Annotated in this window: 19 protein-coding genes and 1 tRNA gene; 4 read left to right on the top strand and 16 right to left on the bottom strand. The window is 48.1% G+C overall.

Going from position 1 to position 15,625, the window contains the following annotated elements:
- Window positions 1-25: 25 nt before the first annotated feature.
- Entirely contained in the window at window positions 26-1,426 is a 1,401-nt protein-coding gene (locus tag AKG09_RS03590; protein WP_054618112.1) for a deoxyribodipyrimidine photo-lyase, read from the bottom strand.
- A 192-nt stretch (window positions 1,427-1,618) separates the two neighbouring features.
- Between AKG09_RS03590 and AKG09_RS03585 the strand changes: the two genes are divergently transcribed.
- The 3 genes from AKG09_RS03585 (at window position 1,619) to asd (ending at window position 3,434) form a co-directional block, all read left to right on the top strand.
- A tRNA-Phe gene (locus tag AKG09_RS03585) sits at window positions 1,619-1,694 on the top strand.
- Between the two features lie 138 nt (window positions 1,695-1,832).
- Window positions 1,833-2,138, top strand: coding sequence for a hypothetical protein (locus tag AKG09_RS03580; protein WP_156320789.1), 306 nt, complete (start codon window positions 1,833-1,835; stop codon window positions 2,136-2,138).
- A gap of 177 nt (window positions 2,139-2,315) precedes the next feature.
- Window positions 2,316-3,434: an aspartate-semialdehyde dehydrogenase gene (gene asd, locus AKG09_RS03575; protein ID WP_054618110.1), complete on the top strand. Its 1,119-nt coding sequence runs from the start codon at window positions 2,316-2,318 to the stop codon at window positions 3,432-3,434.
- Window positions 3,435-3,531: 97 nt separating this feature from the next.
- Here asd and AKG09_RS03570 read toward each other — a convergent pair whose 3' ends face one another.
- The gene (locus AKG09_RS03570) at window positions 3,532-4,413 is read right to left on the bottom strand and encodes a prephenate dehydrogenase/arogenate dehydrogenase family protein (RefSeq protein ID WP_054618109.1); all 882 of its coding nucleotides are present in this window, start codon (window positions 4,411-4,413) and stop codon (window positions 3,532-3,534) included.
- A 59-nt stretch (window positions 4,414-4,472) separates the two neighbouring features.
- A complete protein-coding gene (locus AKG09_RS03565; protein ID WP_054618137.1) occupies window positions 4,473-5,264 on the bottom strand; it encodes a 3'-5' exonuclease in 792 nt (263 codons plus the stop codon).
- 173 nt (window positions 5,265-5,437) lie between these two features.
- Between AKG09_RS03565 and AKG09_RS03560 the strand changes: the two genes are divergently transcribed.
- A complete protein-coding gene (locus tag AKG09_RS03560; protein WP_054618108.1) occupies window positions 5,438-6,253 on the top strand; it encodes a DsbC family protein in 816 nt (271 codons plus the stop codon).
- Window positions 6,254-6,329: 76 nt separating this feature from the next.
- On the opposite strand, the gene AKG09_RS03555 is transcribed toward AKG09_RS03560, so the two are convergent.
- The 13 genes from AKG09_RS03555 to AKG09_RS03495 all read right to left on the bottom strand — a co-directional run bounded on the left by AKG09_RS03555 (window position 6,330) and on the right by AKG09_RS03495 (window position 15,483).
- Window positions 6,330-7,715 carry a cell wall metabolism sensor histidine kinase WalK gene (locus AKG09_RS03555; protein WP_054618107.1) on the bottom strand — a complete coding sequence of 462 codons (1,386 nt, stop codon included), beginning with the start codon at window positions 7,713-7,715 and terminating at the stop codon, window positions 6,330-6,332.
- Window positions 7,716-7,732: 17 nt separating this feature from the next.
- Window positions 7,733-8,410 carry a response regulator transcription factor gene (locus AKG09_RS03550; protein ID WP_009117542.1) on the bottom strand — a complete coding sequence of 226 codons (678 nt, stop codon included), beginning with the start codon at window positions 8,408-8,410 and terminating at the stop codon, window positions 7,733-7,735.
- Between the two features lie 190 nt (window positions 8,411-8,600).
- Window positions 8,601-10,406, bottom strand: a complete 1,806-nt coding sequence (locus AKG09_RS03545) for a PglL family O-oligosaccharyltransferase (RefSeq protein WP_054618106.1) — start codon at window positions 10,404-10,406, stop codon at window positions 8,601-8,603.
- Window positions 10,403-10,759, bottom strand: a complete 357-nt coding sequence (locus AKG09_RS03540; RefSeq protein WP_054618105.1) for a DUF2069 domain-containing protein — start codon at window positions 10,757-10,759, stop codon at window positions 10,403-10,405. The genes AKG09_RS03545 and AKG09_RS03540 overlap by 4 nt, the downstream gene beginning before the upstream one ends.
- A 162-nt stretch (window positions 10,760-10,921) precedes the next feature.
- Complete coding sequence (gene tatC / locus AKG09_RS03535; protein ID WP_054618104.1) at window positions 10,922-11,665, bottom strand: twin-arginine translocase subunit TatC; 744 nt, start codon at window positions 11,663-11,665, stop codon at window positions 10,922-10,924.
- Between the two features lie 123 nt (window positions 11,666-11,788).
- Window positions 11,789-12,322, bottom strand: coding sequence for a Sec-independent protein translocase protein TatB (gene tatB, locus AKG09_RS03530; RefSeq protein WP_054618103.1), 534 nt, complete (start codon window positions 12,320-12,322; stop codon window positions 11,789-11,791).
- Between the two features lie 2 nt (window positions 12,323-12,324).
- Window positions 12,325-12,537, bottom strand: coding sequence for a Sec-independent protein translocase subunit TatA (tatA, locus tag AKG09_RS03525; RefSeq protein WP_054618102.1), 213 nt, complete (start codon window positions 12,535-12,537; stop codon window positions 12,325-12,327).
- 66 nt (window positions 12,538-12,603) lie between these two features.
- Window positions 12,604-12,927 (bottom strand): histidine triad nucleotide-binding protein, encoded by a 324-nt coding sequence (locus AKG09_RS03520; RefSeq protein ID WP_054618101.1) that lies wholly within the window; start codon window positions 12,925-12,927, stop codon window positions 12,604-12,606.
- Between the two features lie 89 nt (window positions 12,928-13,016).
- The gene (locus AKG09_RS03515) at window positions 13,017-13,340 is read right to left on the bottom strand and encodes a phosphoribosyl-ATP diphosphatase (protein ID WP_054618100.1); all 324 of its coding nucleotides are present in this window, start codon (window positions 13,338-13,340) and stop codon (window positions 13,017-13,019) included.
- A 58-nt stretch (window positions 13,341-13,398) separates the two neighbouring features.
- Entirely contained in the window at window positions 13,399-13,797 is a 399-nt protein-coding gene (gene hisI, locus AKG09_RS03510) for a phosphoribosyl-AMP cyclohydrolase (protein WP_054618099.1), read from the bottom strand.
- A 69-nt stretch (window positions 13,798-13,866) separates the two neighbouring features.
- Entirely contained in the window at window positions 13,867-14,169 is a 303-nt protein-coding gene (locus AKG09_RS03505; RefSeq protein WP_156320788.1) for a hypothetical protein, read from the bottom strand.
- Between the two features lie 43 nt (window positions 14,170-14,212).
- Window positions 14,213-14,680 (bottom strand): copper resistance protein NlpE, encoded by a 468-nt coding sequence (locus AKG09_RS03500; protein ID WP_054618097.1) that lies wholly within the window; start codon window positions 14,678-14,680, stop codon window positions 14,213-14,215.
- 44 nt (window positions 14,681-14,724) lie between these two features.
- On the bottom strand, window positions 14,725-15,483 hold the full coding sequence (locus AKG09_RS03495) for a sulfite exporter TauE/SafE family protein (protein ID WP_054618096.1): 759 nt from the start codon (window positions 15,481-15,483) through the stop codon (window positions 14,725-14,727).
- Window positions 15,484-15,625: the final 142 nt, after the last annotated feature.

Here is a 15,625-nt window from a genome sequence, read left to right as displayed (position 1 = left end):
CAAAAATCCGCTATGGCTGTGAAACTTAACCAGCTTCATATAACGCAAGCGCCTTTTCCCTTTGACCCGCATAGTCCACAATAGGATCAGGATAGTTATTCGTATTGATGCTGCCCTTTGCCAGCCACGGCATATGAATAAAATCTTTCGGCATATGAGCCAATTCAGGAATATAGCGGCGGATTATTTGACCGGCCGGATCCAGCTTCTGCGCCGCAAATACCGGATGCATCATCTGCTCAGGCCGAAACGCCTTAGTACCCACACCCGCTGCATCCTGCCAGCTACCATTATTCACAGCCAAATCAAAATCCAATAATTGGCCGGCAAAATAAGCTTCTCCCAAGCGCCAATCACACAATAAAATCTGAGTTAGAAAAGCAGCGGCATAGCTGCGCAACTCATCCGGCAAATAACCTGTTTGATTAAGGTAGCGCATCGAAGCGTCCAACAAAGGATAACCCGTTTGCCCTTGCTGCCATGCGCCAAAATAGGCAGGATTATTTTCCCAAGCTATATTCCGATATTTCGGATTAAAGCTCTCTCGCAACACATTCGGATAATGATAAATAAGCTGGTGGTAAAACTCCCGCCTTATTAAAGCATCCAGCCGCAAACCAGCTCCAGAATCCCTTTTATTTTTCATCAAATCAACCACATAGCGCACAGACAACACGCCAAAACGCAAATATGGCCAAAGCTGTGATTCATTGCATTTCACAGACAAACCTTGCGCAGGATGGTAATCATCCATTCGCAGCAGAAACTCTGCTAAGAGCTTATCAGCCGCTTGCTCACCACCGGCAAATATCACCGATTGATCCGCCACACCCAGTTGCGCCAAAGACGGTATTTCAGGAGCTATTTTCAAATTTTCAGACAGGCCTGTCTGCAACCGAGCCAATGTCTGCCAATCATCAGCTGCCTGCCAAACCATTCCGACAGACGCCGTCAGCCAAGCTTCCCGATACATCTGAAAATCCGTATAAGGACGGCTTTCCGAATCCACCAGCATAAATTTCGACAGCAACACATGATCATTTACTGTCTTAAACCGGCACCCATCCCCAATCAACCGTGCAGCAATCATATTTTCCTGATTCACAGCTTCCGGTTCGTCTGCACCTGCGCACACTACATAAGCAGCATCAATTTCCCGTGCAAAAGCCGGCACATCCTGCTCTGCCAAACCGATAGTCACAAACAGCGGCACACTTTTTTCAGCAAGCCTGCTTTGCAGTTCCGACAGGCATTGATGCACAAAAACCCGCCTGCGCCTACCACCCTCAGAATGCACGTTCTCTCCTGGCTCAAACACATATAAACCCACCACAGGCAAACCGAGCCGGACAGCTTCCTGCAAAGCAGTATGGTCAAACACCCGTAAATCATTGCGGAACCAAACAAGAGTGGTTTGAAACATCATAAAACCTGCTTCCGGAAAATATTTTCGTAATAAACATTCTACCCGATTGCTCCTAAGATTTATCAAAAACTTCACCCAGCCGGCTACCGCGCTAACTTTTATCCCATATAAAATAATTATTTGTAAAAAAAGCACAACACAGATATTGAACAAATGTAGCAGGTATGGTTTAATACCCCTTCTTCACACAGCGGCCAGATAGCTCAGTTGGTAGAGCAACGGACTGAAAATCCGTGTGTCGGCGGTTCGATCCCGCCTCTGGCCACCAAAAAATAATGACTTCACTTACCTTGTAAAGTTAGTCTTTATAGCATATAGAAAAAATACAAAACCGCCTGAAAATTTTCAGGCGGTTTTCAATTAAAATAGAAAACTTTCTTACGTATCTTGCACATTTAAATTCATCATGAAAACAATACTATTACTAACCCTGGTTTCTTTTGGTCTTACTGCTTGCGCACAAATGCTTCCTGCACGAGCTAAAGAATTGGGAAACGGGCGTTATATGCTCGAATCAAGCGGCAACATATTTGCAAAAGAGCAGACCCTAGAAAATATTATTGACAAGAAAGCCAAGAAACTCTGCGCTAATGGCTATCGTTATGAAACCACCGATGCCTCAAAATTTCATAATCAAACATTTAATTATAATAACCAAAAGCTACCTTCAGGTTATTCAACTATGCAACGCATTATTAAATGTGAACCATAATAATCAACTAATACAAATCTAAGCTTATTCTGAAGCCGCATTATGCGGTTTTTTATTTACCTTATTTTTTCTTTTTTCTGTTCCATTTATTTCGCTATTGAACCCCCACTCTATAAAGAGTATATTTGTCTGATTTTCGGAAATATTAACATCTGCATATTCTTGAGGAGCACATAAATGAAAGTAGGTTTTATCGGCTGGCGCGGCATGGTCGGTTCTGTTTTGATGCAGCGCATGCAAGAAGAAAACGATTTTGCCGATATCAAAGAAGCCTTTTTCTTCACCACCTCCAACGTGGGCGGCCCTGCCCCTGATTTTGGCCAAGCAGCCAAAACACTGTTGGACGCCAACAATATCGAAGAGCTGGCGCGCATGGATATTATCGTTACCTGCCAAGGTGGCGACTATACAAAATCCGTGTATCCGCCTTTGCGCGAAAGCGGTTGGAACGGCTATTGGATTGATGCCGCTTCTGCACTTCGCATGAATGATGATGCCATTATCGTACTCGACCCTGTGAACCGCAATGTAATTGATGCCGGCCTCAAAAACGGCGTGAAAAACTACATTGGCGGCAACTGCACCGTATCGCTGATGCTGATGGCGCTGGGCGGCCTGTTTCAAAACAATTTGGTTGAATGGGCTACCAGCATGACTTATCAAGCCGCTTCCGGCGCGGGAGCAAAAAACATGCGCGAACTTATCAGCGGCATGGGCGCCATCCATCACCAAGTAGCTGACGAATTGGCAAACCCAGCCAGCGCAATTCTGGATATCGACCGCAAAGTTTCCGATTTCCTGCGCAGCGAAGCCTATCCCAAAGCCAACTTCGGCGTACCGCTGGCCGGCAGCCTGATTCCGTGGATCGATGCCGATTTGGGCAACGGCCAGTCTAAAGAAGAATGGAAAGGCGATGTGGAAACCAATAAAATTTTGGGCAATTCCGACAATCCGACGATAATTGACGGCCTATGTATACGTGTCGGAGCAATGCGCTGCCACAGCCAAGCGATTACTTTGAAGCTGAAAAAAGATTTATTGGTAGCCGAAATCGAACAATTATTGGCCGGTGCAAATGATTGGGTAAAAGTAGTGCCGAATGAAAAAGAAGCTTCGATTAACGAGCTGACACCCGCTGCCGTTACCGGCACTTTAACCGTACCGGTCGGTCGTATCCGCAAACTGGCTATGGGCGGCGAATACATCAGCGCCTTTACCGTAGGCGACCAGTTATTGTGGGGCGCAGCGGAGCCTATCCGCCGTATTCTGAATATTGTATTGGGCAAACAGCTGTAAACCGATACCGCAAAAGCCAATGCCTGTCTGAAAACATGTTTACGAATCCAATGCTTTCAGACAGGCATTCTTAATAGCCTAAATCTTTTACCGTATATCAGCCCTGTTGCTCCAACCAATCATCCCGTGTTGCTTTAGCCTCTTCAAAATAGCGATACAGGCTCTCAGAATCGCCCGTTTCCAATAAACGTTGAACCGTATCCAACTGGGCGCGCTGCCCCGCAATCAAGTCGAGCAAACCCTGTCGGTTAGCCAGGCAGATATCCGTCCAGATAGCAGGATGGCTGGATGCGATGCGGGTAAAATCGCGAAAGCCCGATGCGGCAAAATCCAAGTAAAGCTGCCCGTCGGCATGGTCTTTGATTTGGTGCACATACGAAAAAGCCAACACATGAGGCATATGCGAAACCGCTGCGAAAATAGCATCATGCTCTTCTGCCGGCATGATAAAAGTGTGTGCACCCACTGCCTGCCATAAACTTTGCATCAAATCTAATGCAACAGGATTTTGTTGCTCGTGCGGACACAGAATCAGCTTTTTACCCTCATACAAACCAAACTTGGCCGCCAAGGCACCATGCCTGTCTGAACCGGCAATCGGATGCGCAGCCACACAATTGGGCAAATGCTCGGGCAAATAGCGGGCAAATGCCTGAATGGCCGACTGCTTGGTGCTGCCTACATCACTGACTATGGTTTGCGCACTTAACAGGGGCGCCAACTCGGTACAAATCACAGGCAACGTCGCCACCGGCGTTGCAATCAGCACCAAATCCGAACCGGCAATGCTCTGTGGACGGATGCCTTCCGCCATCTCATCAATCACTTTACGCTCAAGCGCACGCTCAAGGTTCTCCCTATTCACGTCCACACCAACCACGCGGCGCACCAAACCTTTGCGCTTGAGATCCAGCGCAAACGAGCCGCCAATCAAGCCGACGCCGATCAGGGTAATTTGATTTATAGGTTGGATAGACATAACAATCTGGTTTTAATTGAAAAACGGCACACACAGAGTTCAGACAGGCATCATCTTTTTTACCGCCATGCGGCCAAAAATTCCCGCCAATGCTCCTTATCTTCCTGTGTTTTCAGATAATTGCGCAGAATACGGATTTCCTGCTCATATTCATCGCCATCCAGTGCGCCGCTCATCAGCCGGAAACGCAGGTACATTAAATAAGTGTTGGCCGCATCGGTTTCGCAATAATCACGGATGGCTTTAACCATGCCTGTCTGAAAGGCTTCCCAAACCTTGCTGCCGTCCATGCCCAATTTACCCGGGAAACCGCAAAGTTTGGCCATATCGTCTAGCGGCACATTGGCGCGCGGCTGGTAAAGCGCCAGCAAGTCCATCAAATCGCAATGGCGGTTATGGTAGCGGCTGATGTAGTTATTCCACTTGAAATCACGGCTGTCGCCAAAGTCGCCCTCTCCCATGTCCCAATAGCGCGCAGCGGTAATACCGTGAATCAAGGCCCGATAGTGCAATACAGGCAAATCAAAGCCGCCGCCGTTCCAGCTTACCAATTGCGGCGTACGCGTTTCAATCAGGTCGAAAAATCTGGCAATAACAGTTTCTTCACTGTCATGCTCATCCCCTATGGTGCCGATATGGATCTTTTCCGCATCCCAGCGCATACAGCAAGAAATCGCCACTACTTGATGCAGATGAAGCTGCATAAAATCATTGCCGGTTTGGGCGCGCCGCTTTTGTTGTGCAAACGCCACCACATCGTTATCAGGAATATCATCCGGCAAATCGTAAAGTAACCGTATGCCGCGCACATCGGGTACGGTTTCGATATCAAAAGCGAGAATCGGGGTCATCATAGCGTTTCCGTAATCAATTACGGCATTGTGCATGAAGTTGCAGCCTTTGACAAACCTGCCTTACCGGCAACCGCCATATGCTAAATTACATAAATTTTCTTGGTGTCTCCCAAGGGTTTAGGCATAATGTTGCACGTTTGAAATAAGATACGATTGAAAGCTTTAACAATATGAACTTATCGAAAATCCTGATCTCGCTGGCACTCCTGCCTCTGATGGCTTGCGGGCAACCCACGGCAGACAGCTCCGCACAGCCTGCTCATAAAGCGGCCAGCAGCCCCCAGAAAAACACCAAAGTTGCTACCAAAGGCAATGTTCCCGAAGCAACGGCAAAAGCCATCAGCAGCAAGCTGGAACAAACTTACGGCAACCAAAAGCTAAAAGTGCAAAGTATCCAAACCACGCCGATGGCAGGTTTGTTTGAAGTGGTGGTTTCCGGGAATCAGATTATTTATACCGATGCCAAAGCCGACTACATGTTTGTAGGCGACTTAATCGATCTTAAAAGCCGCAAAAGCCTCACTGAAGAGCGCATGGCCGACATCAGCCGCGTAGATTTCGCCAGCCTGCCCTTAGAGATGGCAATTAAAGAAGTACGCGGCAACGGCAAACTGAAAGTTGCAGTGTTCTCCGATCCGGATTGCCCATTCTGCAAGCGCTTGGAAAGAGAGTTCGGCCAAATGACCGACATCACAATCTACAATTTCATGATGCCGATTGCCAGCCTGCATCCGCAGGCACATCAAAAATCAGTTCAAATTTGGTGCCAGAAAGACCGCACTGCTGCTTGGACCAACTGGATGCGCAAAGGCGTGATGCCTGATTCAGTGGCAGAATGCGATAATCCGATTGCCGAAACCACCTCTCTCGGCGAACAGCTCGGTTTTACCGGCACTCCGGCCGTGATTTTCCCAAACGGCAAAGTACAAGCCGGTTATTCGCCCAAAGCCCAATTGGAGCAGGCACTTAAAAATAATCAGAAATAAAATACCGATATATAAAGCCAATGCCTGTCTGAATGCGTTCAGACAGGCATTATTCATAAATCCGGTTATCGCTTGTTTATTTCAATTCCTTTGCTTTCTTGGGCAGCACAAACCGGATCCGCAAGCCGTTAGGGCTGATGTTGTTGGCCATAATCTTACCGCAATGCTGCTCGATAATATGTTTGGCCAGCGCAAGACCCAAACCAGTGCCCTGTTTATTGGCGCTGCTGTCGGCACGGTAAAATGCAGTGAAAATATGCGGCAACTGGTTTTCCGACACACCCGGGCCATTATCGGTTATATCCACCATCCAGTTTTTAGAATCCTGATAAATCTTTACCTGAATCGTGCTGCCTTCGGGGCTGTAATTCATAGCGTTGCGGATAACATTATCGAATGCGCGGTACAGATAGCTTTCATTTGCCATAAGTTTCGCATCTTCCGGCACTTTTTCCACCACCAATGCCACGGTTTGTTGGTTTTTTTCCGCAACAGCTTGGCTGTCTTCCACTAAGTGGCGTAAAAACGGCACCAGTGCAAGATTTTCTTTTTCCATAGTGATATTGTCGGTTTCAAGGCGGGAAAGGGTCAACAGCTCACCCACCAACGCATCCATACGCACCAATTCACTTTCCAAACGCTGCAAATATTCGTCCTGCTTTTTCGGCTGCGCCTGAATCAACCCGACAATCGCCTGCATGCGCGCAAGCGGCGAGCGCATTTCGTGTGACACATGGTGTAAGAGATGGCGCTCTTTTTCCACCAGCTTCTGCAATTGCTGCGCCATTTTGTCAAACTGATCTGCCAATTGGGATAATTCGTCATCGCGATCGGTCATTTGCTGTGAAATACGTGTTTCCAAATCACCCGATGCCAGCCTGTTCATACCCCGGCCTAAAATCCGGATAGGTTTGGTAATGTTGTTGGCCAAGATATAAGCCAGCAGCAACCCGACCACAAAAATGAAGCTCAAAATAATAATTTCATGCCATACCGGCTCGAGCGGCAAACCAGGAATAAACAGCGGGCTGGTCGGGCGCTGAAGCTGGCGGGTTTTCCAGTCTCGCACAAAGAATAAATATTCTTCGCCCCATCTGTCGTATTCAATGCGCGCGTGCTCCAAATCTACCTGCTTGATGGCCGTGTTCCGCATGGTTTCGACCACTTTAGGGTCTATCGACCTGCCGAGTACGTCTTTGCGGTTATCCCCGGTAATCATGTATACGTTTTTGGAAATCGGGTGCTCGCTCCACTCTTTTAATGTGTCTTTTGCACCTTGTGCACCACGCGCACGGAAAGCCGAAATCATGCTGTTGAGCAACGTTGTTTCCAACACACGCTGCTGCTTGAAATGGTTTTCCGCAATGGTATTTTGCACCACCCAGAAAGAAAAACTCGCCACGAATATGGCGCAGATAATTACGGCGCAAAACGTGGCGAATATACGTTGAAACAGTTTCATGAATAGTCTGTTTGCAATCAGTTTTTAACGAATAAATAACCCAAGCCGCGTACGGTTTGAATTAAAGAAGCATCACCCAGCTTATGGCGGATGCTGGAAATATGCACATCAATACTGCGGTCAAATTTAGCCAATTTTCGGTCAAGCGCCTCAATTGACAGCGTTTCCTTACTTACTACTTGGCCTGCATGGCGCATCAGCACTTCTAAAAGATTGAATTCGGTGCTGGTCAATTCCAGAGGCTCTTCGCCGATGGTTGCCTGGCGCTTGGCCGGATACAAAGTAACGTTACTTACTGAAATGCTGTTGGGCGCTGTGCTTTGCTCGGCTGCGCTTTGGGCACGACGCAGAATGGCGTTGATGCGAGCCAAAAGTTCACGCGGGGTGCATGGTTTGGGTACATAATCGTCAGCACCCATTTCCAAACCGATGATACGGTCAATGTCGTCACCCTTGGCGGTAAGCATGATCACAGGAATCGTGCTCTGCGCACGCACGGTTTTCAACACTTCCAAACCGTTCATTTTCGGCATCATAGAATCCAATACAACCACATCATAGTTGCCGGACAAAATTTCTTGCACACCTGCTTCACCATCCGGCACGCTATTTACCGACAAACCTTCGGCTGTGAGATATTCAGTCAGCAATTCGGTTAATAAAGCGTCGTCGTCTACCAATAACACATGGCTCATTGCATATTTCCTTATCTGGTTGTCTTTAAAATTTTAAGGATGCCTTCCGTATGAAGGGGCATAACTATCTTAACATGCAAGCCTGTATTTTTGGTAGCATGTCTGTTTGCCCCTTTGCTCTTTTTTGCACGGAATGTCAAGGGCTTTACATAAAAATTAAATCTTAGCCGTCCGATTTTTCAGACAGGCATTATCTCTCATTTCTACAAGGCTTTGCGTTTGGATTTATTTTTGCATACTCCGCACAACCCTGCTCCCATTCCTGACGCAGCCCTGCCAGATATGATGATTTGTCTATCTGGGAAATGTAAAACGGCATCTGCATCGGATAATACTCATACATCATGCGCATCCACTTCCGGCCTGCCGCTTGGTGGCCCGTTCGATAGAGATACATACCCACCACATGCGCATTGGCATAAGGGCGGAACACCATAGCTTCCAAAGCAGCGCCAACTGCCCACGGCTGGAGCTCAGCATCACTAGGCGAAGCGCGACGCATCAAAGAAAGCTGCGCATAATACCGTAACATGGGTTCGGTTCTGGCAATTTTCAACATACCGTTGATTTTTTCCTGTGTCTGCTCAGCAGTTTCCGTTTTCTCGATGGTATTGAATTTTACCAACTCGGTATACACAAAACCCAAACGCACGATACCGACGATAATAAATATCGACAAAACGGCCACACCCCAATTCAACCATTTAACCTGAGGCCTGTCTGAATCGGCAATTTGCTTAGTATCTTGCATGCCCAGCATCAACCCCACCGGCACTAAAAAATAAACGTACCACAAGGGATATTCCAGCAACGAATGGCTAAACGATACAGAAAGCAGAGCCAGCGGCAGAAAATTCTCATTACTTACCGGTTTTTTAAAATAAGGCCACACCACCCAAAGCAAACCGCCGAATACCAATAACGCACCTACCAGCCCCATATCCGCCAAAATCTGCAAAACGATATTGTGCGAATGCGTATAGAGCACACTGGTTTCATCATTGCGCCAGCCGGTAGGAAACACATTGGTTAAAAAACTTTGCAACGAATACGATTCCCAGCCGTGCCCCCATACCGGCGCTGCCAGAAAAATATGCCACGCGCGCACCCACTCAACTTCGCGCGGGGAAGACGCAAAATCCTTGCTGCCCATCCTGTCGAGCGCGCTGAAATAATCAATGCCCATCAGCGCCATCAGCTTATCAAATGAAAGCTGTACCACCACCACCATCAACAAGGCAAACAAAAATACCTTCAATGCATGATTGCCTTCCTTACCTCTGCGCCACCGCCAAAACACCGCCAACAAAGCAATCGCCGCCACATAAGCAAACAGGCTGCGCGAATTCACCATGCCCATAATCAGCGCCAGATATACTGTCATAAAGCAGCCGAACCAATTAGACACCCGCCTCTGCGACCATAGAAACGCCGCTGCAACCACACCCCACATTAAATAATGCCCCAGATGATTGCGCTGCGCCAATTGCCCCATGATATTGTTGATATCGCTGTACAGTACATAACCCTTCAAATGAGAAGCCCAACCGGTAAACTGCAAAATGCAAACCAGCGATTGCAGCAGCGCTCCGGTAACCAACACCGAAGCAAACACCGTGACCACCCGCTCCTGCCCGACCTCCTGCACCCAGCCCCTGCATGCCCAAAGCATCAGCGCAATGACCGCAAACGACCATGCCGCCATATCGCTCATGCCCGGATAAGGCAGCTCCATAACCCTTGCCTGCACCGCCCAATAAGCTGCCAGAGCAAAAAAATACACCCCGCCCCGCGGTATCTGCGTACTTAATTTTCCCGAAAGCGCACTACCCAATGCAAACAACAAAGCAAGCAGCAACGACGCACTTTCCAGATAAAAGCTCGAGAGCGGCCCGGTTCGCCAGATTGACATAAACGGCACGATACAGATAAACGCCAATCCGAACACCAACACAGTCGTATCGGTTTTACGGCTTTCCACATAATCCAAAATCACAAAGCGGCCTTTCTTTTATTTTTTACAAAAGCCAAACAAGCAATAAAAAACACCACGCTCAACACCAACATCAACGCGGCGCACACCCTACTCAGCGGCTGCACATCAAACAAACGCATCACCGCTTCGGCAAAATAAATCAAAATCATCATGCACGACCATTGAAAAGTATACACTTTTCCTTTCAATACACCGGCCAGAGGCAAACACAAGGGCAAAGTTTTTAAAGCCATCCAAGATCCGCCTTCGCGCAAAGGTGCCAGCCACAACTCCCAAACAAGGCTCAGGATAATCATGCCAATCAAGCTGACGACAGCAGCTCTTTGCGGCCATTGTTTTTCATGATAATTCATTTCAAAATATTAAATATAGTTATCAAATACCATAAATAAAAGCTCGCCTGAAACCCCTTAAGACTTCAGACGATTCTTTTCCGATTTAATTCCAAGGCGCTAATGCCTGTCTGAAAATAACAACCATAACCGGCTCAGTTATACACCCATCCAAGCCTACCGTTAATTTTCATATTCTTCAGCCACACGCTCTACCGGCTTGAACATTCGTGCCAGCACCAAACCCAATTCATACAGCACTATCAACGGCACCGCCAACATAAATTGTGAAATCACATCCGGCGGCGTAATCACAGCCGCCACCACAAACGCGCCCACAATCACATAAGGTCTTGCCGCTTTCATTTTTTCCATGGAAACCACACCCATCCGGTGCAGCAAAACCACCACCACCGGCGTTTCAAAAGTTGCACCGAATGCCACAAACATGCCCAATACAAACGACAGATATTTATCAATATCCGTCGCCATATTCACGCCCTCCGGCGTTACACCGGCCAAAAACTTGAAGATCACCGGAAAAACCAAAAAATAGGCAAACGCCATACCGCAGGCAAACAAAATCAAGCTGGAGAGCACCAGTGGAAAAATCAGTTTTTTCTCATGTTTATAAAGCGCGGGGGCCACAAACGCCCAAACTTGATAAAGCGTGTGCGGCAACGTAGCCAAAAACGCCGCCATCAGCGCCACTTTAACCGGCACAAAAAAAGGCGCAATCACTTCCGTAGCAATCATGCTCGTGCCTTTCGGCAGATTCGCCATCAAAGGTTGTGCTACAAATGTGTAGAGTTGTTGCGCAAAAGGCATGGCAGCAAAGAATGCCACCGACATCACTACAACAATCCACACCAAACGGCGGCGCAGCTCAATAAGATGTTCGACCAGAGTCTGAGTTTGCTCAGTCACTTTTTATCCATATAATTTAACAGCCGGATTTCACCGCCGTTACTGCTTTTATAAACTGAATGACGCGTTAGAAAGTTTTCATTAAGCATGCCTGTCTGAAAAGTCAGCACAAAGCAAACAAACTTACCGCCCCTGCCCTTTTCTCACGCTCAAACGCGGGCGGGCACGGTATTTCGGGCGCATATCGCGCCGCTGCATCATAGCGCGCCGCTTAAGCGACACCGGCGGCGGCGCATGTCGCAAGCCATAATCCGAGCCATAATCGTCTGCATCAAAATCATGTAAATCCACCAAAGGCTTGCCCGCTTCATCCAAACGAAAATCGGCAGGCGTGCGCTGCGGCGGCAAACGATCCCAAGCAGGGCGCAAATCCAGCTCATCCCGTATGGTTTGCGAGCTTTCTTTTAGCGAATCGCCTACACTTTGAAAGCTTTCTTTAAAATCCTTTGCTGCGTCTTCCACATCTTTTTTAACGCTGCTCAATTCAGAAGCATCAATCTGCCGGCCCAGCTCGGATTTAACATTGTTCACAAAGTATTGGATTCTGCCGGCCCACTGGCCCGCAGTACGTGCCACTTTAGGCAGGCGCTCCGGCCCCAACACAATCAGGGCCACCACGCCGATCAACAATAACTCGCTGAAACCGAAATCAAACATAATCAGGCTTGTTTGTCTTTATTGCCGCTCTCATCGGCTTGATGCTCAATCACATCGTCTTTTTTCGCCTCATCCGAGCCTTCATTCAAACCTTTTTTAAAATCGTGCACCGCACCACCCAAATCTTTACCGACATTGCGCAGTTTTTTCGTGCCAAACACCAGCACCACAATCACCAATACAATGATCCAGTGCCAAATTGAAAAGCTGCCCATAAGTTTTCCTTTTTAAAGCTTTAATAATCAAAATAATGAAATGCGCCAAACATTTTCAGACAGGCATCAAACAGGCCGCCCCATAATATGGATATGCAGATGAAACACTTCCTGACCGCCGCCTTTACCTGTATTGATTTGGGTTTTGAAACCGTTTGCCAAGCCGTTAGCCTCTGCAATTTGCGGCACTTTCATCATCATTCTGCCCAACAGCGCTTCATGCTCGGGCTTGGCATGCGCCAACGAATCGAAATGCACTTTGGGAATCAACAGCAAATGCACCGGCGCGGCAGGCTGGATGTCTTTAAAACACAGCATCTCATCATCTTCATACACCACACTTGCAGGGATTTGCTTATCCACGATTTTGCAGAAAATACAGTCAGTCATCAAAAATACTCCGAAACCGTAGGGCGGCTCCGCTATTGTATCAGCACGCAGCGCCTGCCCATTGAATAAATACAGATTTTAATACAAATTCAGCTTTCCTGCCGTGCTGCTTTTTCCGCCAGCCCCGACAAACCCTGCCTGCGCGCCAACTCGTTCAACACATCTTCAACGCGCAAACCGTGATGCGTCAGCAACACTTGCGTGTGAAACCACAAATCCGCCACTTCATAAACCAAATGCTCGCCGCCGCCGTCTTTGGAAGCCATCAGCACTTCGCCCGCTTCTTCAATCACTTTTTTCAGGATTTTATCTTCGCCTTTGTGCAGAAGCTGGGCCACATAAGACGTTTCCGGGTCTTGGCCTTTGCGGGAATCAATCACATTTTGGATTTGGATTAAAACTTGGTCGGTCATAGTTATATTCTCTTGATTCAATTTAGCCGCGCTGCGGCATATTTATTTCAGACAGGCATCAACCGTGCGTATGCCCGTAAATTTCTTTTTCGTTTTTTAACACAGCATCCACAATCTGCCACTCGCCATCGCGCCACACACGGTAGAAGCAGCTTTCGCGGCCGGTGTGGCAGGCAATGCCGCCGGCTTGCTCTATCAGCATAATCACCGCATCACCGTCGCAGTCCAAACGCAGCTCGTGTACTTTTTGCGTATGCCCCGATTCTTCGCCTTTCATCCATTGCTTTTGGCGCGAACGGCTGTAATAGTGGGCATAGCCGGTTTCGGCGGTTTTTTGCAGCGCTTCGGCATTCATCCACGCCACCATCAGCACGCGCAGGGTTTTGGCGTCTTGTGCGATGGCGCAAACTAAGCCGTTACTGTCGAATTTCACATCTTTTAATAGGGCTTGGGACATGGCTTTCGTTCCTCTTCCGATTTTTTATTGTCCGTTCAAAAATAAAAAAGTTACAGTTAAATTATTATTTTAATGAAAAAAATTTTCCAACGCCTCCAAGCTGTGCTGTATGCACTGCTCGACCGAAGCATATCTTTTTTCCGGCCAATCGCGGATGCTGTGGCTGTCGGGTACATACACGATTTCATCCGCTATCATCTCTTCCGCTTCAAAACTCGGCTTCAGAGCATAATACTCCTGTCTGAATAATCGGGCGGAAAAAGTGCCGTCTGGATGCTTGAGGATTTCGATTTTAAAGTCCGTGGCACAATCGTGAACTTCGGATAAAGGCACATAAATCGTTTTTACCAGTTCGATATAAGACAACATCATCTTTCCGAGATTTATTCGTTTATGCCAGTGAAACTTTATCCGCTCACTGCCCGGGCACAAAACTGCCGGTTTTAGCCAAACCGCAGATTTTTCCTTGGCTGTTTGGATAGGCTTTGCCGTCGTTGCCGCGCATCTGTAAGCCTTTTTCGTGAACAAAAAACACCATATTGTCGCCCGCCGCATCCAATTGCAGCAGGCCGTCGTCGCGCCAATGGAAAGTGCCGCGGGTTTCGGTAGGCAATAGTCCGGCCACTCTACCGACGTGTCGGGTAGTCAAACTGTAATGCAGATTATCATGCAACACGATGGTAGCTTCGATGTAATCACAGTCGGCGCAAGGCAGTTCGCCCCGATAGATGCCGACCCAAGAAGCCGAATCATTGGCGACAACTGCGGATAACACTTCGCGTTCGGCTTGAGGCTTGCTGCTGCTTTCAGGCGTGCAGGCCGTCTGAAATATGGGTATGGCCAAAGCAAACAACAAAAAGCGGTAAGGTTTAGGCATATTCATGAGTTTATCTTTTCAAACCTATGTCTTCAGACGGCCTCATTCATCTATTTCAAAAACGCGGCAGCCACGGCTACTACCGTCATCACAAATAAAATTTTGCGCAAAGTATTAGGTGAGAGCTTCAACGCAATTTTCACGCCGATCATCGAGCCGAGTGCGTTGCCTGCCGCCAGCACGAGGCCGACATCCCACCAAATCTGCCCCTGCACGATAAACACGGCCAAAGCCACGATGGTAAACGCCAGCGTACACACCAGTTTCAAGGCATTGGCACGCAGCAGGTTGTAATGCAGCACGCCCGCCAACACGGGCAGCAGCAGAAACGCGGTGCTTGCCTGTACAAAACCGCCGTAGATACCGACTGCAAACAGCAAAGCCGCCGCGCCGCGTGTGTCGGACACTTTACGCTCCCGCACGTTTTGCGGCGGCAACAGAAGCTGCGGTTTGAGAAAAGTGAGCGTGGCCACGCCGAGAATGCAGACGAGCAAAGCGGGTTTCAGAATGTGATTAGGCAGCACCGAAGCCAATATCGAACCGGCCAAACCGCCGGCCACCATAGGCAGCAAGATGCCACGCAAATCGTGCGTGGGTAACACGCCGGCGTTTCTAAAACCGCGGATACCGGTTAGCGATTGGAAAAAAATGCCGACGCGGTTGCTGCCGTTGGCAATATCGGGCGGCACGCCGAAGGCCATCAACAAAGGCAGAATCAGGTTGGAACCACCGCCCGCCAAGATATTGATGATGCTTGCCAGAATGCCTAACACGGCAATTGCCAGATAATGCCAAAGCGTGAGATCCATATTATTCCAATCTGTTTTGGTTTCTTTAGCAGCCTACGGCTTTCAGACGGCCTGAAGTTTATAAAATAAACTTTTCATCATAGTCCCGTCATACTTCATCATAGTCCTGTCTGACCCGAGTATCTTAATATTCCAAAAATCT

Origin of the sequence: Neisseria sp. 83E34 (genome assembly GCF_001308015.1) — a bacterium.
Lineage (GTDB): Bacteria > Pseudomonadota > Gammaproteobacteria > Burkholderiales > Neisseriaceae > Neisseria.
The sequence above is the reverse complement of the archived record's forward strand: the minus strand, read 5'-3'. Positions and strand labels throughout refer to the sequence as shown.